The organism is Allobosea sp. 05T422_2, from assembly GCF_056396265.1.
The window spans coordinates 1-24037 of record NZ_JBFTLD010000080.1 but is presented as its reverse complement, the minus strand read 5'-3'; the positions used below and the strand labels follow the sequence as shown (position 1 = coordinate 24037).

Here is a 24037-nt window from a genome sequence, read left to right as displayed (position 1 = left end):
GGTCGCGACCGTGCTCGAACTCTCAACCAGCGGCGACAAGGCGCGCGCGCTGACGGAACTGCTCGGCGAGATCTTCGATCCGACCGAGACGGCTATTTCCTCCTTTGAGATCGAGGACGGCGTCACCACGCTCTCGCTCAGCGCGCCGTGGAAGGTCGAGATTTATTTCGCGACCCATCCCGATGAAGACGCGGTGCGTGACATGCTGCGCCCGATCGTCGGCGACAGCATCGATTCAACCCCCTTCACCACCGTCAACCAGAAGGATTGGGTCGCCACCAGCCTCGACGGGCTCAAGCCCGTGCGGGCCGGGCGCGTGCTCGTCCATGGCGCGCATGACCGCGGCACGGTGCGGGTGAATGATGTCGCGATCGAGATCGAGGCGGCGCTCGCCTTCGGCACCGGCCATCACGGCACCACCGCCGGCTGCCTGCTGGCGCTTGATGCCGAACTCAAGAAGCGCCGCCCGCTGCGCGGCCTGGATGTCGGCACCGGCACCGGGATTCTGGGGCTCGCACTGGCGATGCAAACGAAGCGCCGCGTCGTCGCCGGCGATATCGATGCCGTCGCAGTCGAAGTCGCAGCGCGCAATGCTCGCGTCAACCACGCGCCAGGGGCGCTCGATCTCTATGTCGCGCCCGGCCTGCTCCACGCCAAGGCAAACCGGCCCGACCATTTCGATCTGGTCTTCGCCAATATTCTGGCCGGCCCGCTGAAGCGTCTCGCCCCGTCGCTCGCGCGCGTGCTGGCGCGGGACGGAACCCTGATCCTCTCCGGGCTTCTGGCGATGGATGTCGCCGGGATCGTCTCGACCTACCGGCACCAGGGCCTGTTCCTGGCGCGCCAGTCCCTGCGCGAGGGTTGGGCCACCCTCGTCATGAAAAGGGGCGGCGCGGCCCCAAGACCGCGCCGCCCCTACTAGGCCAGCCACCCAAAGAGGGTGTTGTCGCTCCGAGCTCAGGCTCAGAAGGCGATGTGGCCGTACTTCTGTTCCGCCTCGGCCTGCAGGGCGCGAGCGTCATGCCAGACGGCGGCGGTGAACTTGGCCGTATCGACGACCCATTCGAAGACGTGCTTGACGATGGCGATCATGGTCTTGGTCCTTTTTGGAGCGCGGGCGGCCTCTTCGGGCGCGGCGCTAAAGATCAGCGGTTGAACGGAAGCGCGGCGTCGTTCTTCAGCGCCGTTTGCGGAAAGCCGCCGAGCACGATCTCCGCCTCGTTGACGAGGTAGGAGCGCGCGCGCAGCTCACGGATGGCGGAGCGGCGACGGCTTTCGATCATTGCGACATAGAGGCGCTGCCAGAAGCTCAGACCCGCCGTGTTCATGGCTTTGGCGGCAGGCAGGGCTTCGGTCGCATTCAATACATAGGTCACAGGTCCATCTCCTCATTCCAAACGAAGGACAGTCCCGGTCGCTTCCTCGTTCTCTTATGCAACCAAAGTGGTACTTCTTCGCACTTGCGAGAAGATGATTTCGCAGATGCGAGATATGCGCATGACGCATGCGTACCCCAAATTTTCATTAACATTTGACGCCCACCGCATAGCGAAGAGGCAAAACGCCCAAAACGTCGGCTATGAGGGCCTGCCGACAAAGCAGGCAAGGATGTCGCATTTGCGCTGGCCTTCCGCCGGTTCTGACGCGACGATGGCGGGTATCGCCATGTTTGGACCCGCCATGACCKAATCGCCCGCGCACAATTTGCCGACCTGCCGCTTCCAGTCCTTTTCCGAACCGAGCAATCCGGCCGAAGTCGCGCCCCGCGTCGCGGCCCTGCGCAAGGCGCTGGCTGCACAAGGCCTGGACGGGTTCATCGTGCCGCGCGCGGACGAGCATCAGGGTGAATATGTTCCGGCCCATATGGCGCGGCTCGCCTGGCTCACCGGCTTCACCGGCTCGGCCGGCAATGCCGTCGTGCTGACCGACAAGGCAGTCCTGATCGTCGACGGCCGTTACACGATCCAATCGGCCKAGCAGACCGACACGCAGGTCGTTGCGCCAGTGAAGATGGAAGAGACCCCGCTCGAACGCTGGATCGAAACGAACCTGCCTGCAGGGGCGAGGCTGGGCTACGATCCCTGGCTACACACCGTCGATGGCGTCGCGAAGCTCGAGAAGGCGGTCGCGGCTGCCGGCGGCACACTGACCGCCGTTTCGCGGAACCCGATCGACGCCCTCTGGAGCGATCGCCCGGCCCCTCCAGCCGCGGCGGTCAAGGCCCATCGCGGTGACTATGCCGGTGAGACCACCGCCAGCAAACTTGCACGCATCCAGGAAGCGCTGACCAAGGCCAAGGTGGACGCATTGGTCATTTCCGACCCGCATGCCCTCGCCTGGACCTTCAATATCCGCGGCGGTGACGTCGAGCACACGCCCCTGCCGCTGGGCTATGGCATCGTCCCGCGCGAGGGGCGCCCGACCGTCTTCCTTGCACCCGAGAAGATCACGAACGAGGCGGGCGACGCCATCGGTGCGGTCGGTGAGATCGCCCCGCCGGCGGCACTCGAAAGGCAACTCGAGGCGCTAGGCAAGGCCAGGGCCAAGGTCCGGCTCGATCAGGCGACGGCCGCCTCCGCACTCGCCACCCTGATCCGCGATGCCGGTGGCACACCCGATGCCGGCGCCGACCCGATCGCATTGATGAAGGCAAGGAAGAACGAAGCCGAGCTCAACGGGACCCGCGCCGCGCATCTGCGCGATGGCGCAGCCGTGGTGCGCTATCTGTCATGGCTCGCGCGCGAGGCGCCGAAGGGCAAACTCACCGAGATCGACGCGGTCGCCGCACTGGAATCCGAACGCCTGAAAACCGGCCTGCTCAAGGACGTCTCCTTCACCACCATCGCCGGCGCCGGCCCCAACGCCGCCCTGCCCCATTATCGCGTCACGGAATCCAGCAATCGCCGGCTCGAACCCGGCATCTTCCTGGTCGATTCCGGAGCGCAGTACGAGGACGGCACCACCGATATCACCCGCACCATTGCAGTCGGTACCCCGACCGCCGAGATGCGCGATCGCTATACACGCGTGCTCAAGGGCCATCTGGCGATCTCGCGCGTGGTCTTCGTCAAGGGAACGTCGGGCGCGCAGCTCGACGCACTGGCCCGCCTGCCGCTCTGGCAGGCCGGTCTCGATTTCGATCACGGCACCGGCCACGGCGTCGGCAGCTATCTCTCGGTGCATGAAGGGCCGCAGCGGCTCTCCAAGCTCGGCACGACGCCGTTGGAGCCGGGCATGATCCTCTCCAACGAACCCGGCTACTACAAGCAGGGCGAGTACGGCATCCGCATCGAGAACCTGATCGTAGTCGAGGAGCGGAAGATCCCCGGCGGCGACCGCACGATCTATGGTTTCGAGACCATCACCTGGTGCCCCTATGAACGGGCGCTGATCGAGCGCTCGCTGCTCGATGCCGGTGAGATCGCCTGGATCGACGCCTATCACGCGCAAGTCTGGGCCAAGCTCAGCCCGCGATTGGAGGGCGAAGCGAGGGCCTGGCTGGAAGCCGCCTGCAGGCCGCTATAGACGCCGACCACTGCAGTGACACCGCCGCCATCGCTGGGCTCGTCCCGACCATGACGGCGGCTTCAGGTCATGTCCTTAGATCACCATCCTCAGCCCGACCACGGCCAGCACCCCAACGGCAACGACAGCCAGCAGCGGCAGCCGCGTTGCAGCGAGTGCGGCGAGGAGTGCGGCTCCGGTCTCCGGCCAGCCGGTCGCCAGCGCACTCGGCGCGATGACCGCCACCAGCACGGCCGGCGGAATGGCGTCGAAGGCTGCCTGCGCGCGTGGCGACAGATCGAGCCGCCCCGCCAGCGCCAGTCCGGCGATCCGCGTCAGATAGGTGACGGCCGCCATGCCCAGGATGGCGATGAGATTCAGCGTGTCGAGTGTCACGACTTCACGCCCTCCGCAACCACGTCTGGCTCCGTCCCCGCAGCCAGCCAGGCGGCCAGCAGACCGCTCAGCGCCCCCGCCGCGACATGCCAGGGTGGCCCGACGAACTTGTAGGTCAGCGCCGATGCGATACCGGCAGCCGCCACCGTCCAGAACGTCACCCTGCCCTTCCAGAACGAAGCGACCAGCGCGATGAACAGCGCGGTGAAGGCAAAGTCGGCTCCGAGCCTGCGCGGGTCGCCCATTGCCGCGCCGACCGTTGCGCCCACAGTCGTCGTCGTCAGCCAGCATGAGACGAAGGGCACGATCATGCCGAACCAGTAGGCCGGCGTGAGCTGCCGCAGCCGGGCTCGCTTCTCCGCCAGCGCCCAGTTCTCGTCAGCCATGTAGTACAGGCCCGTCAGCTTCTGGGCCGTGCTGAAACGCCCAAGCTTTGGTGCAATCGACGCGCTCATCAGCACGTGGCGGGCATTGATCAGCAGGGTCGAGAAAATGATGGCGAAGACAGGCGCCGGGCTCGCCCAGAGTTCGACCGCAGCGAACTGGGCCCCGCCGGCAAAGACCAGCGCCCCCATGACGAAGACCTCCAGCGGCGAGAGGCCCTTGCCGGCCGCGAGCGCGCCAAAGAGCAGGCCGATCGGGACCGCAGCCAGGGCGGCCGGCCAGATATCGCTGAAGCCCAGACGGGCATCGTCGAGGATGGACATGCAAACAGCCCTTCAGGCCAGATGGGCAGCGCGGAAGGCGCCCGGAGTGACGCCGAGCCGCGCCTTGAAGGCGCGGGTCAGATGCGCCTGGTCGCAAAAGCCGGTCGCCGCCGCAACGTCGCCAGGCATCTCGCCGCGACRCAGGCGATCCCGCGCGCGGCGGACACGGATGTCGACGAGATAGGCATGCGGCGTCAGGCCGGTCTCGCGGCGGAAGGCACGGATCAGATGATGTCGTGGCAACCCGCAACGCCGCGCCATTTCAGCCAGTGAAAGGTCTTCGTCATAGCGCTGCTCGAGCAGCGCACGGGCCTCGGCGATCGGCCCGCGCTCGCGCCCGAGCGGACGCACCGAAAGATCGGCATGGCGCGCCAGGCAAAAGGCGTAGGCGCGCAAGAGCCCTTCTTCACCCGCCAGGGCATCGCCGCTTTCCTCCAGCAGACGGTGCGCGGCAGAAAACAGCGCCGCAGCCTCCGGGTCGTGAACGCAGGGTTCGGCGAAGAACGGCGTGCCAAGCACCTCGAATCCGGTCAGCGAGGCCGCAACCTCCTGCATCAGTTCGACGGTCGGATAGGTCATCCGGTAGCGATAGCCGCCGGCATGCGGCAGGCCGTCATGGACATCGAGCGGATGGTTGAAAACCATGTCGCCGGCATGGGCATAAAGCCGCTGGCCCCGTGCATGCCAGATCTCGCAGCCCGCTTCGATMGTGCCGATCGCATAGGTCTCGTGCGCGTGCGGGGCATAGGAATGCGTCTGGAACTTCGCCGACAGGCATTCCAGCCCCGCGAAACGTGAGGCCGTGAAGATGCGGGCTTGCTCCCCCGCCAGCAGCGGAGTGTCCAGCAGCGCTTCGCCTTGGCTGATCAATTCCATGCCGCCAGGATACAGCGAATACCGGCCCTGATGTCTTGAAGAAAAGTGATGGCGACGATCACGCGGACCGTCGCCATCCGATCTCAGCCGGCCATGGCCGACGCCGCGCCGCTGGCAGCCGGTGGCTCGCGGCCCAGACCGAGGACGAGGGCAGCACCGAGCAGCGTCGCGGTGGCGAGATAGCCGACGGCGCCCAACGCGCCGAGATGGTCGACCAGCAATCCGCCGAAGATCGCCCCGCCCGCAATAGCGACCTGGAAGGCAGCGACGAGAAGGCCGCCCGCGGCTTCAGCCTGATCGGCAGCGACGCGCACCGTCCAGGTCTGGATGCCGACCGGCAGGAAGCCGAAGGCGAAGCCCCAGAGCGCAATTGCGAACCCCGACACGAGGGTCGAAGCCCCGAAGAGGAGCAGCGTGAGCGCCGCCAGGCCAATCGCGAGCGAGCCCAGCACGACGGCGGCCTTGACGCTGCGTGCGACCACGGCACCGCCAGCGAAATTGCCGAAGAAACCGCCGACGCCATAGGCCAGCAGAACCAGCGAGATCGCCTCGACCTTCAGAAGCGGTACCTGCTCCAGGAAGGGACGGACATAGGTGAATCCGGCGAAGTGCCCGGAGATGATCACCAGCACCGCGAACAGGACGAGCCGGATGCTCGGCCGCCCCAGCAGCTCGAAGAGAGTGCCGATGCTTGGCGCCGCCAGCGGCGGCAGCTTCGGCAACGTCAACACCTGGGCGAGCAGCGTCACCGCCCCGATGCCGGCCGAAATGACAAAGACGGCGCGCCAGCCGATCGCCTCGCCGAGATAGGCGCCRATCGGCGCGGCGCTGACCGTCGCGACCGAGACGCCGGTGAAGATGATCGACATCGCCCGCGGCAGCAGCCTTGCCGGGACGAGCCGCATCGCGGTCGCCGCCGCCATCGACCAGAAGCCGCCGAGGCCGATGCCGAGCAGCAGGCGCGCGAACAGAAGCGTCGTCAGCCCCGTGGCGACCGCAGCCAGCAGGCTCGACACCACCAGCAGCGACGTCAGCGCCCACATCACGATGCGCCTGTCGATACTTCTCGTCATGATCGCAGTCGCGACACCGGCGACCGCGCCGATGACGGCGGTCGCCGTTACGGCCTGCCCAGCTGCCCCGTCGCTGATGCCCAGGTCGGCAGCGATCGGCGTCAGCAGGCTTGCCGGCAGGAACTCGGCCGTGACCAGCCCGAACACGCCCATGGTGAGCGAGAAGATCGCCGGCCACGCCGCTTCGGTGCGTTCCTCGATCTCGGCAGGGATGAATTGCGGGTCCGCGGTAGCGGAAAGGGAATCGGACATGGCGGTCTCCAGGACGTCGGACCAGACAAGTAGAGATGACGCTCTGGAGCTTCCATGTTAGGAAATCCGGAATGCTTGACTATTCGTCCAGGAATCCATGACCGATCCGCTGACAGAAATGCTCCGTGGCCTGCGGCTGGAGGGCGTCGACTATGCTCGTTTCCAGATGACCGCCCCTTGGGGCCTGCTCTTTCCGGCGCAGCAGGCGGCGCGCTTCCACTTCGCCGCCGAGCGCGGCTGCTGGCTACGAACGCCGGAGAACGAATGGATCCGCCTCGAGCAGGGAGATGCAGTACTGCTGCCGCGCGGTGCCGAGCACGCCTTGGCGAGCGCGCCCGGCGCCTGCACCAAGCCGCTCGGACAATGCCAGCTCCAGACCGTCTGCGGCGACATCGCCGAGGCGCGCGGTGGTGGCGACGGTGAACAGACCATGTTCTTCAGCGGCAGCATGAGCTTCAACGTCGATGGCCAGCACCCGCTGTTGCGGATGATGCCGGAACTGATGCGGCTGCACGAGCTCGCGGCCAACGAACCGGGCATCCCGCCCCTGCTCACGACCATGGCCTGCGAGCTCGCGCTGGACCGGGTCGGTGCCGGCAGCATCCTCACCCGCCTGGCCGACGTCGTCGCCGCTGCGCTGATCCGCTCCTGGGTCGAACGGGGTTGCGGTGATTCGACCGGCTGGGTCGCCGCGGCGCGCGATCCCGATATCGGGCGGGTCCTGGCCGCGATCCATCTCCATCCCAGCGAGGACTGGACCGTCGAGGCGCTTGCCGGAGTCATGCACGCGTCGCGCTCCGCGTTCGCCGAGCGCTTCGCCAGCGTCGTTGGCGAGACGCCGGCCCGTTATGTCGTGCAGGTCAGGATGCATCAGGCCCGGCAATGGCTCGTCCGCGACCGGATGAAAATCGCCATTGTCGCGCGCCGGCTCGGCTATGAATCGGAGGCCGCCTTCAGCCGCGCCTTCAAGCGCGTCATCGGTGCGCCGCCAAGCCACTTCCGAGCGGCGGAAACGGACGGGTTGGCGGCCTTCGACGGCGGTCCGCGGCCGGGCTCGGCGCCGCCGCAGCAGTTCGGCGGCACGTAACGCAAGCCTCTGTGAGTTTGGGTTAGGGCCTGGCGCACACCGGGCCTCGCCGTCACTCTAGATCGCCCCGATGAAATGGGTACGGAATCGGCAAGACGGCCGGAACTATGTGCCGAGGAAGCGGTTTTCCCTTCGACCGCCGAGTGCCCGCTGGGCGGCGCTGTGATCCGAATGGACACCATTATCATGACAACCAGATGTCTCGCTTTCGCCGGCGCAATGGCTCTCACGATCTTCGCCTTACCTCTGACAGCGAGCGCTCAGGGCGTGCCGCGTGGTGCTGCCCAAGGCGCCGATATCGGCAACAGAGCGGCCGGAGCGGTCGGCGGCGTTGCAGGAGCGGTCGTTGGCGTTGCAGGAGCGGTCGTTGGCGGAGTCGCCGGAGGCGTGGTTGGCGGTGTAAAGGGCGTCGTCGGCATTCCGCAGAACACCGGTACCCCAAACAGTCATCGCCACCAACATCGCCGCTGATCGCCTTAGCTCGTGTCCCGCTTAGACAGTCTCGTCACGGCGGGAGCGCCGCGACGAAACAAGCCGATGGCAAGCAGCTTCAGGTGCGCACGAGGGTAAACCAGCCGGCCTCGTCGATCACCTTGACCCCGTGCTTCGCGGCGTCCTTGAGCTTCGAACCAGCTCCGGGTCCGGCGACCAGCAGGTCGGTCTTCGACGAGACCGAACCCGCGACCTTGGCGCCCAGCCGCTCGGCCATGGCCTTGGCCTCGTCACGGGTCATCTGCTCCAGCGCGCCGGTAAAGACGACGATCTTGCCGGCGACCGGACTCGTCGAAGCGACCGCCTCCAGCGGCTGCGGCGTCACCTGCGCCAGCAGCCGGTCGAGCGTTTCCTGATTGTGGGCCTCGGCGAAGAACTCGACCAGTGCCTCGACGACGGTCGGGCCGATGCCGTCGATGGCATCGAGCGCCTGCCGCTCGGGGGATTGCGGGTCAGCAGCGGTCGCTGCTTCGCGCAGGGCCTCGAACGATCCGTAATGCCGCGCCAGCAACCGTGCCGTGGTTTCACCGACATGGCGGATGCCAAGTCCGAAGACGAAGCGGTTGAGCGGTGGCGCGCGCCGGTCCTCGATCGCATCAAAGAGCTTCTTCACGCTTTGCGCGCCGAAGCCTTCCTTGTCCTTCAGCTTCTTGAGATTGGCAGCGTCGCGGGCCGCCAGCGTATAGATGTCGGCGGGTTCCCGTACCGACAGGTCGGGATCGGCATGGAAGAACTCGATCTGCTTGTCGCCGAGCCCGTCGATGTCGAGCGCGTCGCGGGAGACGAAATGCTTCAGCCGCTCGACAGCTTGCGCCGAGCAGATGAGCCCCCCGGTACAGCGGCGCACCGCATCTTCCTTGCCCGTGCGCGGGTTGATTTCGCGCGTCGCATGGCTGCCGCAGACCGGACACAGCGTCGGGAAGACATAGGGCTGCGAATCCCCCGGCCGTTTGCCGAGATCAACGGATTCGACGCGCGGGATCACGTCGCCGGCCCGCTTCACCGTCACCGTGTCGCCGACTCGGATATCGGCGCCGTCGCGGATCGGCTGGCCCTTGGAATCGAAGCCCCGGATGTAATCCTCGTTATGCAGGGTCGCGTTGGTGACGACGACACCACCGACAGTAACCGGGCGCAGCCGCGCAACCGGGCTGAGCGCGCCGGTGCGCCCGACCTGGATGTCGATCGCCTCGAGAAGGGTGGTCGCCAGTTCCGCCGGGAATTTATGCGCGATCGCCCAACGCGGCGCACGCGCGACGAAGCCGAGCCGGGTCTGGAGCGCGAGATCGTCGACCTTGTAGACCACGCCGTCGATATCGTAACCCAGCGTCGCGCGCTGGGCCTCGATCGCGCGGTAATGCGCCAGGAGCTCGCTGACACGCTCGCAGCGGCGCATCAGCGGGTTGGTCTTGAAGCCCCAGCGTCGGAAGGCTTCGACCACGCCGAACTGGGTCGCGGCTGGCAGTTCCGACATCTCGCCCCAGGCATAGGCAAAGAAACGAAGCGGCCGCGCGGCGGTTATCGAGACGTCGAGCTGGCGCAGCGATCCGGCTGCAGCATTGCGCGGATTGGCGAATTCGCGCTCGCCCTTCTCGCGCTGGCGATCATTGATGGCCGCAAAATCGGCATGGCCGAGATAGACCTCGCCGCGGACTTCCGCGACCTCCGGCACATCGTCCCCGACGAGCTTGTGCGGGATCTCCGAGATGGTGCGGGCATTGAGCGTGACATCCTCACCCTCCTCTCCGTCGCCACGCGTGGCCGCGGAAACGAGTTCGCCCTTCTCGTATCGCAGCGACAGCGACAGCCCGTCGATCTTGGGTTCGGCCGTGATGGCGAGCCCGGCATCATCCTTGCGCCCGAGGAAGCTGCGGATACGCATCGCGAAATCCGCGACGTCCTCATCCGAGAACGCATTGGCGAGCGAGAGCATCGGCACGCGGTGGCGGATCTTGGCGAATTTCGAGGACGGCCTGGCGCCAACCTTGTCGCTGAGCGCCTCATTGCCCTTCAGTTCCGCGAACACCTCTTCCAGCGCAACCAGCCGCCGACGCTTCGCGTCATAGGCGGAATCGTCGAGGATGGGCGCATCCTCCTGGAAATAGGCGCGGTCGGCCTCGGCGATCTCGGCGGCCAGCAGCTTATGCTCGGCGCGCGCCTGGCGGGGCGTCAGGTCTTCGACGGGTAGGGGTTCGGCTTCGCTCATGACCGTTGTCTTAGGCGAGTTGCTGGAGTCGAGAAAGACCATCGCCTGCGCGCGTCTCACCATCGTGTTCGCACGGGCTTGCGACAAGTTCCGTCATCAGGCGTATAATGGTGGCGCTGGAATTGGATGCTCGACGCCTTCGGCGACTTGACCCAAGGATCGCGTCAGGACCGCCATTGCGCACCGGGCCAGAACCGGGAGGACTGCCAATGGCCAATCTCGACAGCATGATCTCCAATGCTGACCGCAAGACGAATGCGCCTGCCAAGCCCGTCATTGAGCCGCGCGTGCGCACCATCACCACGGCCGATCTGCGCGACGCGCTCTGGCGCGGTTACGAGGACTTCATGGCCCAGCCGAGCCATCTCGTCTTCATCGCATTGATCTATCCGATCGCGGGCGTCGTCATCGCTCAGCTCACCGTGAGCTACAACATCTTCCCATTGCTGTTCCCTCTGCTGTCCGGCTTTGCCCTGCTCGGCCCCTTCGCGGCCATCGGCCTCTACGAGATCAGCCGACGCCGGGAACGCGGCATGAACTCCTCATGGGCGCACGCCTTCGCGATCCTGAAATCCCGCTCGATCGGGACGATCCTTGCACTCGGAGCCTTACTGACCGGGCTCTTCATCACCTGGCTGCTCTCCGCCTGGCTGATCTATCGCTGGCTTCTTGGCGGCATGCCGGGGACCTCGATCGGCGACTTCCTCGGCGACGTACTGACGACACCGAACGGCTGGACCATGATCATCGTCGGTAACGCGCTCGGCGCGCTCTTCGCGATTGCCGCCTTTTCAATGACCGTGATCTCCTTCCCGCTGGTGCTCGACAAGCATGTCGATGTGGCAACGGCGATCCGCACCTCGGTTGCCGCGGTCGAAGCCAACCCGCGCGTCATGATGATCTGGGGCCTCATGGTCACCGGCCTGCTTATCCTCGGCTGCCTGCCGGTGCTGGTCGGTCTCGTCCTGGTCATGCCGATCCTCGGCCACGCCACCTGGCATCTCTACCGCAAGGTCGTGGAGAAATAGCCCGTCTTCCGCAACCGGGCCGGTTCGGCCCGGTTGCGCCGGGCTCCTCAGAAAATCTCCCGCAGCTTTGAACCTGTCTCGCGTCTCGCGCGACCAAAGGTCATGAGGCTGCATCCCGCGGCCTCGCACAAAGCCAAGGGAGAGATTTCATGACCGCCCGCACGATCCTCACCGGCCTTGCCACCGCCTTCATTCTCGGCGCCGGCGCCCTCATCGGCGGCTCGCTGGCCACCGCCACCTCCGCGCAAGCCGCGCCTGGCTGGCACGGCCMTGGCCATCATGGCCATTTCGGCCGCGGTTTTCGTCATCCCCGCCCCTGGGGCTGGGGCCGCCCAGGCTGGGGATACCGCCCGGTCTACGCCAGCGCCTATTATGGCGGCTGCTACAAGGTGTTCCGTCGCGGTTTCGTTCCGGGCGTCGGCCCGGTGGTCCGCCCGGTCACCATCTGCCGCTGAACGCAGATGAATTCACCCGAAGAGGGTGTCGGAGCGATCCGGCTCCCTCTCAACGCTGCCCGGCCGCGATATCGCTCAGCAGCCCGGCCTACACGACCTTCGGGGTTCCATCGCGCCTGCAGCCGCCAACACCGTTTGGGAACCTTTGYGCGCCGCACCGGTTCAGTTCTCGTCACAGCAGAATGGTGACGCTGAATCATGCGGGCGCCAGCAGCCCGATCAAAGCCGGGGGCTTCTCATGAACAACATCATTTACATCGTCGGCCTCGTGGTCGTGGTCCTCGCTATCCTGTCCTTCCTGGGCTTGCGCTGACCCCGGGCCCGAGGAGCGCCAGTCGCGGCAAGTTGGCGAACATTACGGATGTCAGCGACGCTCGTCGGCGGGAGCATCCTCAGCGCTTGATCACCGGCGGCTCAACACAATCCCGACTTGCCTTGTACCGGGACGCGACCACGTCCTGGCGTCAGCCGCATTCCATGCCGTCGCATCTCCGTTCGCGAGCGCTGCTCCCCTACGGTCTCGGCCACGTAAATGACACAGAGTTCCCTGCCCACCGCTCAAGATGGACGGGTCACCGAAACGCGAAACGCCCCCTCCTAGCCTGGGAGGGGGCGTTTCTGAATGATCTCAAGCCCTGTTGCCAGGGCTGGCGAACGACGTCCCTGATCAGCGATCGTCCCGACGCGGCTTCTTGCTCTTGAACGGCTTTCCGGCAGGCTTGCCACGCTCACCGCCTGCAAATCCGGCGTCCGGCTTGCCATGGCCGAAGCTCTTCCCGCCATGGTTGGGCTTGGCAGARAAGGGCTTGGCGCCGGCAAAGGGCTTGCCCTTGGCGAAGGGCTTATCCGAGGGGCCCGACTTCTTTTCGAAGGGCCGCTCGCTGGGGCGCAACACCGCGTTCTCGTCATAGACGGGCTCGCGATCGCGCCGGACGGGATCATAAGGCTTGCCGCCATGCGCCTTGGCGCCGAAGGGCTTGCCCTTGCCTTCGTAAGGCTTCTTCTTGCCAGGGAACGGCGCGCTCGCCCGTTCATCATCGGCCCGTGGCGCACGGGTATGGGATGCCTTCTCCGCGAAGGGTTTGGCCGGGCGCCGTTCGGCTTCGCCGGTCACGGGCTCGATCACGATCTTGTCCCGGTCGGTCGCGCTCGCCAGCGACGCGAAGCGTTCCGCGACATCGGCATCGATCTCGACCTTGGTTTCCGTGTCGAAGATGCGGATGGCGCCGACCTCGTCACGGGTGATCTTGCCGCGACGGCAGAGCATCGGCAGCAACTGCCTGGGATCGGCGCCGTCACGGCGGCCGATATTCAGCCGGAACCAGACCGTATCGCCACGCGGCCCGGCCTTGTGCGGCCTCTCTCCCTGCTCGCGGTCACGCTCGCGCGGACGGGCGTAATCCTCGGTGCTGCGCACCGGCCTGCGCTCGTCGCGCCCGAAACCGGGATCTCCGACCTCCTCCGCCGCCGGCAGGCGCGAACGATAGACCCTGACCAGGGCGGCCGCGATCTCCTGCGCCGAGCGACCAGCGAGGAGGGCCTCGACCATGCCGGCATCATCCTCGCTCGCCTCGCCGGTAAGMAGCGGATCCTGCAGAAGCCGCTCCTGATCGAGCGCGCGGATTTCCTCTTGCGTCGGAGCGCCGGCCCAGACGGCCTCGACCTTGGCCTCGGAGAGCAGCATGTCGGCCTTGCGGCGCCGAGAGGGCGGCACCAGCAGGACGCTCGTCCCCTTCTTGCCCGCGCGGCCCGTCCGGCCGCTGCGGTGCTGCATGACCTCTGGATCGTTCGGCAGTTCGGCGTGGATGACCAGTGTCAGGCCCGGCAGGTCGATGCCGCGCGCAGCCACGTCGGTCGCGACGCAAACGCGGGCACGCCCGTCGCGCAGGGCCTGCAGCGCCGAGTTGCGCTCGCTCTGACTGAGCTCGCCTGAGAGCGCCACGGCCGAAAAGCCGCGCTCCAGCAGGATCGCCTCGAGATGGCGGACCGCATTGCGGGTGTTGCAGAAGACCAGCGCGCAGGGCGAATCGTGGAAGCGCAGCAGGTTGACGACAGCGAGCTCGGCTTCCTTCGGGAAGACACGGATCGCGCGATACTCGATGTCGGCATGCCCGGTTGCCGAGCCGGCCACCTCGATGCGCAGGGCATCGCGTTGATAGCTCCTCGCCAGCGCGATGATCGCCTTGGGCAAGGTCGCGGAGAAGAGCAGGCTGCGGCGTTCCGCTGGGGTCGTCTTCAGAATGAATTCGAGATCGTCGCGGAAACCGAGATCGAGCATCTCGTCGGCCTCGTCGAGGACGACGGCTCGGAGCGCCGAGACATCGAGCCTGTGCCGCTCGATGTGGTCACGCAGGCGGCCGGGTGTGCCGACGACGATATGTGCGCCCTCGTCCAGCAAGGCGGCCTCGCGACGCGGATCCATGCCGCCGACACAGGAGATCACCCGGGCGCCGGCATGCTTGTAGAGCCAGGCGAGTTCGCGCTGGACCTGCAATGCCAGTTCGCGGGTCGGCGCGATGATCAGCGCCAGGGGCTGCCCGGCACGGCCCAGCACCTCGGCGCCCTCCAGCAGGGTCTCGCCGATGGCGAGCCMATAGGCGACGGTCTTGCCGGAGCCCGTCTGTGACGAGACCAGAAGGTCGCGTCCGGCCGCCGCCTCTTCCAGAACGGCGTTCTGGACGGGCGTCGGATCATTGTAGTTGCGTTCGGCGAGCGCACGCGCGAGCGGCGGGCTCGTGGGAAGGAATGCCATCGTTAATCGGCCTTGAGTTCATGCGCGCGGCGTGATGCGGCGCGGGAGATCGTGAGGCAGGCATCGCGGCGCGCGAAACGCAGCCATAACACCATAAGCCAGTCTGTGCCGCTCTTAGAGCAGAATTCGCAGAAAGGGAATGCAGATCGCTGTGGTCAGGCGCGCGCCGCCGCGCCATGCAGGCCAGCAGCGTCGAGCAGACGGGCGGCGGCAGCCCTCGCCTCCTCGGTGATGCTGGCACCGGCAAGCATGCGAGCGATCTCCTCGCGCCGTGTCCGGTCCTCGAGCGGCGTCACGCGCGTCACCGTACGAGAGGCCGCGTCATCGTCCAGCGCCGATTTGGCAATCAGGAAATGACGTCCAGCCTTGGCCGCGACCTGCGGCGCGTGCGTCACCGAGATGACCTGCACCTGTCGCGCCAGACGCGCCAGACGCTCTCCGATCGCATCCGCGACCGCGCCCCCGACTCCGCTATCGATTTCGTCGAAGACAAGGGTCGGCGCCGACCCGCGCTCGGCAAGCACGACTTTCAGGGCAAGCATGAAGCGCGAGAGCTCGCCCCCGGACGCAACCTTCATCATCGGGCCGGGCCGCGTGCCGGGATTGGTTTCGACCCAGAATTCGACGCGGTCGAACCCTTCCGGACCACGCGCATCCTCGTCGCGATCGATATGGGTAATAAATCGCGCACGCTCGAGCTTCAGCGGCGGCAGTTCTGCCTTGACCGCAGTGTCGAGACGCAGCGCGGCCTCGCCGCGGGCAGCAGAGAGCTCCCGCGCCCTGGCGAGATAATCTGCTTCCGCCCGAGCGAGCTCCGCTTCGAGCCGGGCCAAGGAGCTCTCGCTCTCGTCAAGATCGGCAAGGTCGGCACTCATCCTGGCCGCAAGATCGGCAAGCGCCTCGACGGGAACGTCGAACTTTCGGCCCGCTGCCCGCAAGGCGAACAGCCGTTCCTCGACCCGCTCCTGCTCGCGCGGATCGTACTCCGCCGCACGCATGGCCGCCGCGAGCGCTTCGCCCGCCTCTTCCAGCGCCACGATCGCGGTGTTGAGCGCTGCCATCGAGGGATCGACGAGTTCTGGTGCCTGCGCAGCCCGCCGCTCCAGCCGGCGGAGCACCGCCGCAAGAGAGGGGACAGGGGAAGCCTGGCCACCGACGGCCTCATAGGCATCGGAAAGATCCCGCGCCACCTTTTCCGCCTGCATCATGCCCTGGCGCCGGCTGGCCAGTGCATCTTCCTCGCCCGGCTCCGGCGCAAGCTTGCCAAGTTCGGCCACCGCGTGGCGCAGGAAGTCGGCCTCCTTGCGCGCGGCCTCGACACGGATGCGCTGCGTCTGCAGCGCCTGTCGCGCGCGCTTCAGCACATCGCTGGCCGTCGCCGTGATCTCGGCCTGTCCTTCGAGGCCGGCAAAACCATCAAGTATGGCGCGGTGCTGGGCCGCATCGGTCAGGGCCCGGTCATCATGCTGACCGTGGATCTCGACGATGGCGCTGCCGATCAGCCGCAGGATCTGGACGCTGACCGGCTGGTCATTGACGAAGGCGCGTGTCCGGCCATCCGCATATTGCACGCGTCGCAGGATCAGATCGCCGTCTGTGTCGATCTCCTGTGCCTGCGCCAGCTTGCGAGCCGGATGGGCGAGCGGCAGGTCGAAGACGGCACTGACCTGGCCTTGCGCCTCGCCATGGCGCACGAGCCCGCCGTCGCCGCGACCACCGAGCGCCAGCGCAAAGCCGTCGAGCAGGATCGACTTGCCTGCACCGGTCTCACCGGTCAGCACGCTCAGCCCGGCGCCAAACGCCAGATCGAGCCGGTCGATCAGGACGATGTCGCGGATCGAAAGCTGCGCCAGCATGACGCTCAGCGCGTGATTGAAGGGAGTGGCATGCGGTCCGTCACCCGGCCGTGCACCTGCCCGGCCTCAGCGGACGAGGCCGACGACCGAACGGGTGAAGCCGTTGAACAACCGGCTGATATAGGAGCCGCGATCCTCGCGGGGCTCGAGGCCGCCACTCTGAAGCAGGGTATAGGCGTCCTTGTACCAGGGGCTGTCGGGGAAGTTATGCCCGAGCACGGCAGCGGCAGTCTGCGCCTCATTGGTGATGCCCATCGCCATATAGGCCTCGGTCAGGCGCATCAGCGCCTCCTCGACATGGCGCGTGGTCTGGTACTTGGTGATGACGTCGCGGAAGCGGTTCACGGCACCGGTATAGTTGCGCTTCTCGAGATAGTAGCGCCCGACATTCATCTCCTTGCCCGCGAGCTGATCGCGCGCAACCAGCATCTTCTCGCGGGTGTCGATCACATATTCGGACTTCGGATAGCGATCGAGCAGCTCCTGCATCGCGGCAAGCGCGCGCTCGGTGCGCTCCTGGTCACGCGTCGCGTCCGGGATCTGGTTATAATAGGACATCGCCATGATGTACTGCGCATAGGCAGCATCAGGGCTGGCGGGGTTCTGCGCCAGAAAGCGCTTGGACGCCGTGATCGCGTCCTCGTACTTGGCCGCCTGGAAATTCGTATAGGCAACCATGATCAAGCCCTTTTTCGCGTAGGGCGAGAACGGCGCCTGCTTGTCGATCTCTTCGAACTTCTTGACCGCGCCTTCGCTGTCGCCATTCTGAGAGCGAGCCAGCCCCTCGTTATAGAGCTTGTCGGCCGGCACATCCGCGATGATTTCCGGCTTGTAGACCTCAGGCTTGTCGAACGGATTGAGCGACGACATCGTGTCGCAGCCGCCGAGCAGCAAGGCGGCGCCGAGCGTCAGGGCAACGCCCATCCGCATCGGTCGGGCGCTTTGGGAAGTCGGGTTATTCAGCCGCATGACGCTCACGTCGTCCGTCCTCTTTCGCTCGTCACCGCAAGATGGCGAAGGATGCCTTTACCTCAGACGCAGCGCTCACGCTACCGGGGAAAGGCAGGTTACGAACATGCGGGGCCCATGCTGCATTCGATAAAAAGCAGGCGAATGCAAGGCGCGCGCGAAACTGTTCGACTGCTCAGTGCAGATCGGGCGCGAAGGCCGCGGGGGCCGCAACGGCCATCTGCACGGCACGGTGCGCATAGACCGGCTCGGCCTCGACGATCGCGTAATTCGCGCGATCCGCGAACAAGGCTTCCAGAACGGTCACATTCATGCGGTGACCGCCGCAATAGGAGCGAAACTCGCCGAGAATCGGATAGCCGGCCAGCGCAAGATCGCCCACTGCGTCCAGCACCTTGTGGCGCACGAACTCGTCGGCGTAGCGCAGGCCTTCGGGGTTGACCACCTTGTCGTCGCCGATCGCGACAGTGTTGTCGAGCGAGGCGCCAAGCGCGAAACCCGCCTTCCAGAGCTGTTCGACTTCGCGCATGAAACCGAAGGTGCGGGCACGCGAAATCTCGCGGGCATAGGCGACCGGCTCGAGGTCGAAGATCTTGCGCTGACGGCCGATCGCCGGGGTGTCGAAATCGATCTMGACATCAAGGCGGAAGCCGCTGTCGAACGGCGCGAGCTCGGCAAAGCCGCGCCCCTTCTCGACGCGGACCGGCTGCAGGACCTTGAGATAACGGCGGTTCGCACCGAGCGTGACGATGCCGACATCTTCGATCGCCGTGACGAATTCCGCCGCGCTGCCGTCCATGATCGGCATTTCGGGGCCGTCGATCTCGATCAGGACATTGTCGAGCCCAAGGCCGGCGCAGGCCGACATCAGGTGCTCGATGGTCGCGACGGAGGCGGCACCGCGATCGCCGATCACGGTGCAGAGCTCAGCGGCGCTCACCTTGTTGTAGCGGGCATGGATCAGGTGCGAGGGGCCGCCCTCGGACTCCTTGCGGAGGAAGACGATGCCGGAGTTCGCGTTGGACGGCTTGAGGCAGATTCCGGCGGGGGCTCCGGAATGAACACCGATTCCCTTCAAGGACACGGGAGCGCGGAGTGTGGTCTGCCGATCAAAATTCATTCCGGTATCCAATCTCGAACGCTAACGATCTCGGCTGCACAACGCTACGGGCTGCCTGACGGTCGTCTGCGGTCCTTCAGTTGGGCGGCGCCTGGCGGTTGCCGATGCCGTCATCCCCCTTTGGGGCAAGCGCAACATACGCCTTAGGTGGATGCCGACAAAATCACGCTTTCTTTCGCTCTGTAACAAGCGAACTMAATCAGAGAAAAATAACCATCCCATTGAAGTATATGGTTTTTCAAACGTAAACAGAGCCCGGAGCGAGGGTTCGCTCCGGGCTCTGTTACAACTGTCGCAGGCGCTGTAGCGCTCAGTTCGCCTGGCGGCGCAGGAACGCGGGAATCTCCAGCTGATCCTCTTCGCTGCTGCGATTCGGCGCAGCACGGCCCAGCTGGTCGAGCTGGCCTTGCGCCGGGCGCGAGGCCGGCACAGCCGGCCGGCGCATGTATTCGGCATGGGCAGCGCTCGGCGCCGGAGCGGCAGGCTGCATCGGCGGCGGCGCGTGGCGCACCGGCGCCTGCGGCTGGGCCTCGTCCTCATCCTTGCGACCGAAACCAACCGAGGCGAGACGCTGCATCAGCGACATGCGCTTCTGGTCGGCCTGGGCCGGAGGCTGCGGAACGGACTGCGCACCGCGGCTCGCCGCGATCTGGTTCTGCGCCGGCATCGGCAGGTCCTCGATCCGCGGCATCCGCGTCGGGCGGACGACCGCACGCTCCGGGGCCGGGGCGATGAAGCTGTCCTCGTGACGCATCATCGGCTCTTCATGCATCATCGGCTGGCTCACCGGAGCGGCCGCGATCACCGGACGCGGCTGCACCGGTTCGATGCGGATGTCTTCCGCAACGCTCGGCTGCACCGGAGCCGACTGGCGCACGGTCTCGACATTCACAGGCGCACGCATCTCCAGCATAGGCTCGGCATGAACCGGAGCCGCGGCACGCGGTGCGGCTGCGGTGTTGCGCAGACGCGCTTCGGCCTTCAGACGCTCGGCAACCTGGGCGATACGGGCTTCGGTATCATCCATTTCAGCCTGGGTGCTGATCGGCTTGTCGATACCGGTGGCCACGACGGAGACGCGCACGACGCCCTCGAGCGATTCGTCGAATGTCGCACCGACGATGATATTGGCCTCGGAATCAACCTCTTCGCGGATGCGGGTGGCAGCTTCGTCGACCTCATAGAGCTTCATGTCGCGCCCGCCGGTGATCGAGATCAGCAGGCCACGCGCGCCCTTCATCGAGACATCGTCGAGCAGCGGATTGTTGATCGCAGCCTGGGCCGCGGTCAGCGCACGCTTCTCGCCCTGCGCCTCGCCGGTGCCCATCATCGCCTTGCCCATGCCGCGCATCACGGCGCGAACGTCGGCGAAGTCGAGATTGATCAGGCCGGGGCGGACCATCAGGTCGGTGATGCAGGCGACGCCGGAATAGAGCACCTGGTCGGCCATGCCGAAGGCATCGGCGAAGCCGGTGGTCTCGTTGGCGACGCGGAACAGGTTCTGGTTCGGGATGACGATCAGCGTATCGACCGCCTCGTTCAGCTCCGAGATGCCAGCCTCCGCCATGCGCATGCGGCGATGGCCCTCGAACTGGAACGGCTTCGTGACGACGCCGACAGTCAGTATACCCATGTCGCGGGCGACGCGGGCGATCGCAGGGGCCGCACCGGTGCCGGTGCCGCCGCCCATGCCGGCGGTGATGAAGACCATGTGCGCGCCGGCAAGGTGATCACGGATCTCGTCGATCACCTCTTCCGCCGCCGCACGCCCGACTTCCGGCTGCGAGCCGGCGCCGAGGCCTTCGGTGACCTGCAGGCCCATCTGCACGATGCGCGAAGCACGCGAGAGCGCCAGAGCCTGCGCATCGGTATTGGCAACGACGAAATCGACCCCATCGAGGCCGGCTTCGATCATGTTGTTGACCGCGTTGCCGCCGGCTCCGCCGACACCGAACACGGTGATCCGGGGCTTTAGCTCCCGGATGTCAGGGGCTTGCAGATTCATCGCCATGGTTGCCTCTTTCGATTTCTTGTCCGGCGCCTGGCGGGAGCCGTCCCGATTGCTACGATTTTACTCTTGGGTCGGAACGGCGCCGCGCCGCCCGGCCCGATACCCTTAGAAACTGTCTTTCAGCCAACGCCCGACACGCGAGAAATACCCGTCCGTCCCCGTCGCGAAGTAAGCGCCGCTCGCGCGAGGCTCGAAATGTTCGACATGAGCGACCTGCGGGTAGACCAGCAGGCCGACCGCGGTCGCAAAAGCTGGTCCCTTGCCAGCCTCCGGCAAGCCCTTGATCCCGAGCGGCCGGCCGGTGCGGACCTGGCCGCCGAGCAGCCGGCGCGCCGTCTCCGGCAAACCGGTCAACTGGCAGGCACCGCCCGTCAGCACGACGCGGCGGCCGGCCTGGGCCGAAAAGCCGGCAGCGTTGAGCCGGTCACGCACGAGCTCGAGGATTTCCTCGACCCGCGGCTTGATGATGCGGATCAGATGCGATTTCGCCAGATGGTTCGGGGTGTCGCGCTCGTCATCGTCGACCTGCGGCACCGAGATCATGTCGCGTTCGTCCGAAGCGCTGGAGATCGCCGATCCGTGCAGCGTCTTCAGCCGCTCGGYGGCCGAGACACGGGTCGACAACCCACGCGCCACGTCCATGGTGATGTGATTGCCACCGACCGCAATGGCGTCGGCATGGACCAGATGGCCGCCCGAGAAAACACCGAGGCTGGTGGTGCCGCCGCCCAGGTCGACGACGACGACGCCCATTTCGGCCTCGTCGTCGACGAGAACCGAGAGACCGGAAGCATAGGGAGACGCGACGACCGCCTCGACCTCGAGATGGCAACGCTCGACCGCCAGCATGACGTTGCGGGCAGCAGCCGCCTCGCTGGCGACGACATGCATGTCGACGGAGAGCTTGCCGCCGACGAGGCCGCGCGGATCAAGCACGCCCGGCACGCCGTCGAGCGCATATCCGGTCGGCAATGCGTGCATCACCGCCTTGCCGGGCTTGATCGCATGCGTCGCGGCGACCGCGAGAACCCGCTTCACATCGGAATCGCTGACCGAGCCGCTACGCAGGTCGACACTGGCGGCATAATGCTGCGAGCCGATGCGCCCACCGGTCAGGTTGACGATGACGGACTGGACCTCGACCTTGGCCATGCGCTCGGCCGCATCGACAGCGGCCCGGATCGCGCGTTCGGCGTTTTCGAGATCGATGATGGCGCCGCCCTTCACGCCGAGCGARCGCTGATGGCCGATGCCGATGATGCGCGCGACATGGGTGCGCCCGCGCAACCGCTCGTTCGCCTCGGCCGGGTTCAGCTCGGCGATCAGGCAGACCACCTTGCTCGTTCCGACGTCCAGAATCGACAAGGTCGCGCTCTTGCGCGACGAAAGCGGACGCATCCGTGGTGTCAGGCCCTGAGAGGTGAAGTTCACGCCTCGCCTCCCTTCTTCTTGGTCTTGCTCTTGAGCTGCTCGGCGCGGGTCGCCGCCCCCTCTTCCGTCAACCGCATCACCACCCGATCGGGCTGGCGCAGGTCGATGGCGAGCAGGTCCTTGTCCAGCAGCCTGAAATCCGTTTCGAGGCCGGCGAGACGTTTGATGGCCTCCCCCGGCGCGATCTCCGGCAGGCGGATATCCATGCCGTTGTCGAGCTTGAGGTTCCAGCGCCGGCCGGCAATCAGGCTGGCCGCACGGATGCGCGGCGCCAATGGTCCAGCGTCGGCGAGCAGTGCGACGTATTCACGGGCGCGGGTATTGGCGTCTGGGCCGACGACGAGCGGCAGATGGGCGAAGCGGCCATCATCCATCTTGTCGATGACCGTGCCATCGGCTGCGATCAGGAAAAGGTCGCCCTTCACCTGCCAGAGGGCGAAGGGTTCACGCTCCGTCAGCGTGATCGCGATCTCGCTGGGATAGAGCTTGCGAACCGTCGCCTGGCGAATCAGCGGCGTCGCCTCGAGGCGACGGCGCGCCTCGTCGGCATCGAAGAAGGCGACCGAGGTCTTCGAATCGATTCCTGCAGCGATCAGGACCTCGATCTCGGACAGCTCCGAGATTCCAGAGATCGTCACCCTGTCGACGCCGAGCCCGACCAGGCGCGCCAGCATATGGCGCGGCTCGCCGTAGTTCTCCTGCATCGTTTCGACATGTCCGCCCTGCACGAAGCCTGTCCCGATACTCAATCCAAGAAACCCAAGAGCCAGCCAGGTCCCGATCCGCTGCGGCAGGCGCTGCCACAGCGGGAGGGCCACCGCACTGCGCCGCGACGACCGGAACCAGCGACGCGAACGCTCGCCGACCAGAAGTTGCGGCCCTGCGGCCGGCATCGATGAACGTCGGGCAGGCACCGCCGCCGCTTTCATCGATCGAGGGAGGCGTCCTCCACCATCCATTTGACGAGCTCACCGAAGTTCAGGCCCGCGTGGGCAGCCAACTCGGGCACCAGGCTGGTTTCGGTCATCCCGGGCTGCGTATTGACCTCCAGCCAGACGAGAGTGTCGGTCTCGTCGTCGTAGCGGAAGTCAGAACGGCTGACGCCCCGGCACCCGATTGCTTGATGCGCCGTTAACGCACACTCTTCGATCTGCTGGTAAATTTTTGGTAAAATTTGAGCCGGGCAGATGTGGATCGAACCACCTTTCGTGTATTTCGCATCGTAGTCGTAGAACTCGCCCGTCGCGGCCCGGATCTCGGTCACACCAAGGGATTTGTCGCCCATGATCGCGCAGGTCAGCTCCCGCCCGGCGACGAAGCTCTCGGCCAGCAACATGTCCCCGCACGGCCAGTCCTCCCGCGCCACTTCCTGCKGAGGATGTTCGCGCCCCTTTTTCACGATGATGACCCCGACCGAGGACCCCTCATTGACGGGTTTCAGCACATAGGGCGGCGGCAGAGGGTGCGTCTTGGCGGCCTCGAAGCGCGACAGGGTAACGCCGCGCGCGACCGGAACCCCGGCAGCCGCAACGACCGTCTTCGCCCTGTCCTTGCGCAGTGCGAGCGCCGAGGCGAGCACCCCGGAATGGGTGTAGGGAATGCGCAGAATCTCGAGCAGGCCCTGGATGGTGCCGTCCTCGCCAAAGCGGCCATGAAGCGCGTTGAAGGCGACGTCCGGGCGCAGCCGATCCAGCACATCGGCAATATCGCGCTGCACATCGATTCGCGTCACGCGGTAGCCGACGCTCTCCAAGGCCCTCGCGCAGCCGTCGCCGGTATTGAGGCTGACCTCCCGCTCGACGGACCATCCGCCCATCAAGAC

21 protein-coding genes are annotated in these 24037 nt (G+C 66.2%); 6 read left to right on the top strand and 15 right to left on the bottom strand.

Features of this window, described 5'->3' with window-relative positions:
* Positions 1–10: 10 nt before the first annotated feature.
* Complete coding sequence (locus tag AC1DJT_RS15890) at positions 11–922, top strand: 50S ribosomal protein L11 methyltransferase (protein WP_476834403.1); 912 nt, start codon at positions 11–13, stop codon at positions 920–922.
* 41 nt (positions 923–963) lie between these two features.
* Here the strand turns inward: AC1DJT_RS15890 and AC1DJT_RS15885 are convergent, their stop codons facing one another.
* Together AC1DJT_RS15885 and AC1DJT_RS15880 are read right to left on the bottom strand one after the other, a co-directional pair.
* Positions 964–1092 carry a hypothetical protein gene (locus AC1DJT_RS15885; protein ID WP_441476779.1) on the bottom strand — a complete coding sequence of 43 codons (129 nt, stop codon included), beginning with the start codon at positions 1090–1092 and terminating at the stop codon, positions 964–966.
* Between the two features lie 53 nt (positions 1093–1145).
* Positions 1146–1376, bottom strand: coding sequence for a hypothetical protein (locus tag AC1DJT_RS15880; RefSeq protein ID WP_441489296.1), 231 nt, complete (start codon positions 1374–1376; stop codon positions 1146–1148).
* A 304-nt stretch (positions 1377–1680) separates the two neighbouring features.
* Here AC1DJT_RS15880 and AC1DJT_RS15875 point away from each other — a divergent pair, with 304 nt between their 5' ends.
* Positions 1681–3525, top strand: a complete 1845-nt coding sequence (locus AC1DJT_RS15875; RefSeq protein WP_476834401.1) for an aminopeptidase P family protein — start codon at positions 1681–1683, stop codon at positions 3523–3525.
* A 75-nt stretch (positions 3526–3600) separates the two neighbouring features.
* Here AC1DJT_RS15875 and AC1DJT_RS15870 read toward each other — a convergent pair whose 3' ends face one another.
* The 4 genes from AC1DJT_RS15870 to AC1DJT_RS15855 form a co-directional block, all read right to left on the bottom strand.
* Entirely contained in the window at positions 3601–3900 is a 300-nt protein-coding gene (locus AC1DJT_RS15870; RefSeq protein ID WP_441489298.1) for an AzlD family protein, read from the bottom strand.
* Positions 3897–4607 (bottom strand): AzlC family ABC transporter permease, encoded by a 711-nt coding sequence (locus AC1DJT_RS15865; RefSeq protein ID WP_069879834.1) that lies wholly within the window; start codon positions 4605–4607, stop codon positions 3897–3899. Before AC1DJT_RS15865 ends, AC1DJT_RS15870 begins: the two co-directional genes overlap by 4 nt.
* 12 nt (positions 4608–4619) lie before the next feature.
* Complete coding sequence (locus tag AC1DJT_RS15860) at positions 4620–5483, bottom strand: helix-turn-helix domain-containing protein (protein WP_476834400.1); 864 nt, start codon at positions 5481–5483, stop codon at positions 4620–4622.
* A gap of 83 nt (positions 5484–5566) precedes the next feature.
* Positions 5567–6808 (bottom strand): MFS transporter, encoded by a 1242-nt coding sequence (locus AC1DJT_RS15855; RefSeq protein WP_441489301.1) that lies wholly within the window; start codon positions 6806–6808, stop codon positions 5567–5569.
* A 97-nt stretch (positions 6809–6905) separates the two neighbouring features.
* On the opposite strand from AC1DJT_RS15855, the gene AC1DJT_RS15850 reads away from it, so the two are divergent.
* Together AC1DJT_RS15850 and AC1DJT_RS15845 are read left to right on the top strand one after the other, a co-directional pair.
* On the top strand, positions 6906–7895 hold the full coding sequence (locus AC1DJT_RS15850) for an AraC family transcriptional regulator (protein WP_441505342.1): 990 nt from the start codon (positions 6906–6908) through the stop codon (positions 7893–7895).
* 186 nt (positions 7896–8081) lie between these two features.
* Positions 8082–8366, top strand: a complete 285-nt coding sequence (locus AC1DJT_RS15845; protein ID WP_476770914.1) for a hypothetical protein — start codon at positions 8082–8084, stop codon at positions 8364–8366.
* Positions 8367–8445: 79 nt separating this feature from the next.
* Here the strand turns inward: AC1DJT_RS15845 and ligA are convergent, their stop codons facing one another.
* On the bottom strand, positions 8446–10593 hold the full coding sequence (gene ligA / locus AC1DJT_RS15840; protein WP_476834399.1) for an NAD-dependent DNA ligase LigA: 2148 nt from the start codon (positions 10591–10593) through the stop codon (positions 8446–8448).
* A 227-nt stretch (positions 10594–10820) separates the two neighbouring features.
* On the opposite strand from ligA, the gene AC1DJT_RS15835 reads away from it, so the two are divergent.
* Complete coding sequence (locus tag AC1DJT_RS15835; RefSeq protein ID WP_476770638.1) at positions 10821–11621, top strand: DUF2189 domain-containing protein; 801 nt, start codon at positions 10821–10823, stop codon at positions 11619–11621.
* Positions 11622–11770: 149 nt separating this feature from the next.
* Entirely contained in the window at positions 11771–12076 is a 306-nt protein-coding gene (locus AC1DJT_RS15830) for a hypothetical protein (protein WP_476834398.1), read from the top strand.
* Positions 12077–12743: 667 nt separating this feature from the next.
* Here the strand turns inward: AC1DJT_RS15830 and AC1DJT_RS15825 are convergent.
* From AC1DJT_RS15825 to AC1DJT_RS15790, 8 genes are all read right to left on the bottom strand, one after another.
* Entirely contained in the window at positions 12744–14828 is a 2085-nt protein-coding gene (locus AC1DJT_RS15825) for a DEAD/DEAH box helicase (RefSeq protein WP_476834397.1), read from the bottom strand.
* A 155-nt stretch (positions 14829–14983) separates the two neighbouring features.
* Positions 14984–16684: a DNA repair protein RecN gene (gene recN, locus AC1DJT_RS15820; protein WP_476770637.1), complete on the bottom strand. Its 1701-nt coding sequence runs from the start codon at positions 16682–16684 to the stop codon at positions 14984–14986.
* Positions 16685–16750: 66 nt separating this feature from the next.
* Positions 16751–17653 (bottom strand): outer membrane protein assembly factor BamD, encoded by a 903-nt coding sequence (locus AC1DJT_RS15815; protein ID WP_441505373.1) that lies wholly within the window; start codon positions 17651–17653, stop codon positions 16751–16753.
* 175 nt (positions 17654–17828) lie between these two features.
* Positions 17829–18773 carry a UDP-3-O-acyl-N-acetylglucosamine deacetylase gene (gene lpxC / locus AC1DJT_RS15810; protein WP_476834396.1) on the bottom strand — a complete coding sequence of 315 codons (945 nt, stop codon included), beginning with the start codon at positions 18771–18773 and terminating at the stop codon, positions 17829–17831.
* A gap of 310 nt (positions 18774–19083) precedes the next feature.
* The gene (ftsZ, locus tag AC1DJT_RS15805) at positions 19084–20784 is read right to left on the bottom strand and encodes a cell division protein FtsZ (RefSeq protein WP_441489310.1); all 1701 of its coding nucleotides are present in this window, start codon (positions 20782–20784) and stop codon (positions 19084–19086) included.
* Positions 20785–20889: 105 nt separating this feature from the next.
* On the bottom strand, positions 20890–22182 hold the full coding sequence (gene ftsA / locus AC1DJT_RS15800) for a cell division protein FtsA (protein WP_476834402.1): 1293 nt from the start codon (positions 22180–22182) through the stop codon (positions 20890–20892).
* 29 nt (positions 22183–22211) lie between these two features.
* A complete protein-coding gene (locus AC1DJT_RS15795) occupies positions 22212–23174 on the bottom strand; it encodes a cell division protein FtsQ/DivIB (protein ID WP_476770263.1) in 963 nt (320 codons plus the stop codon).
* Positions 23141–24037: D-alanine--D-alanine ligase (locus AC1DJT_RS15790; RefSeq protein WP_476834395.1), on the bottom strand; the 897-nt coding region annotated here is incomplete at its 5' end. The genes AC1DJT_RS15790 and AC1DJT_RS15795, both read right to left, overlap by 34 nt.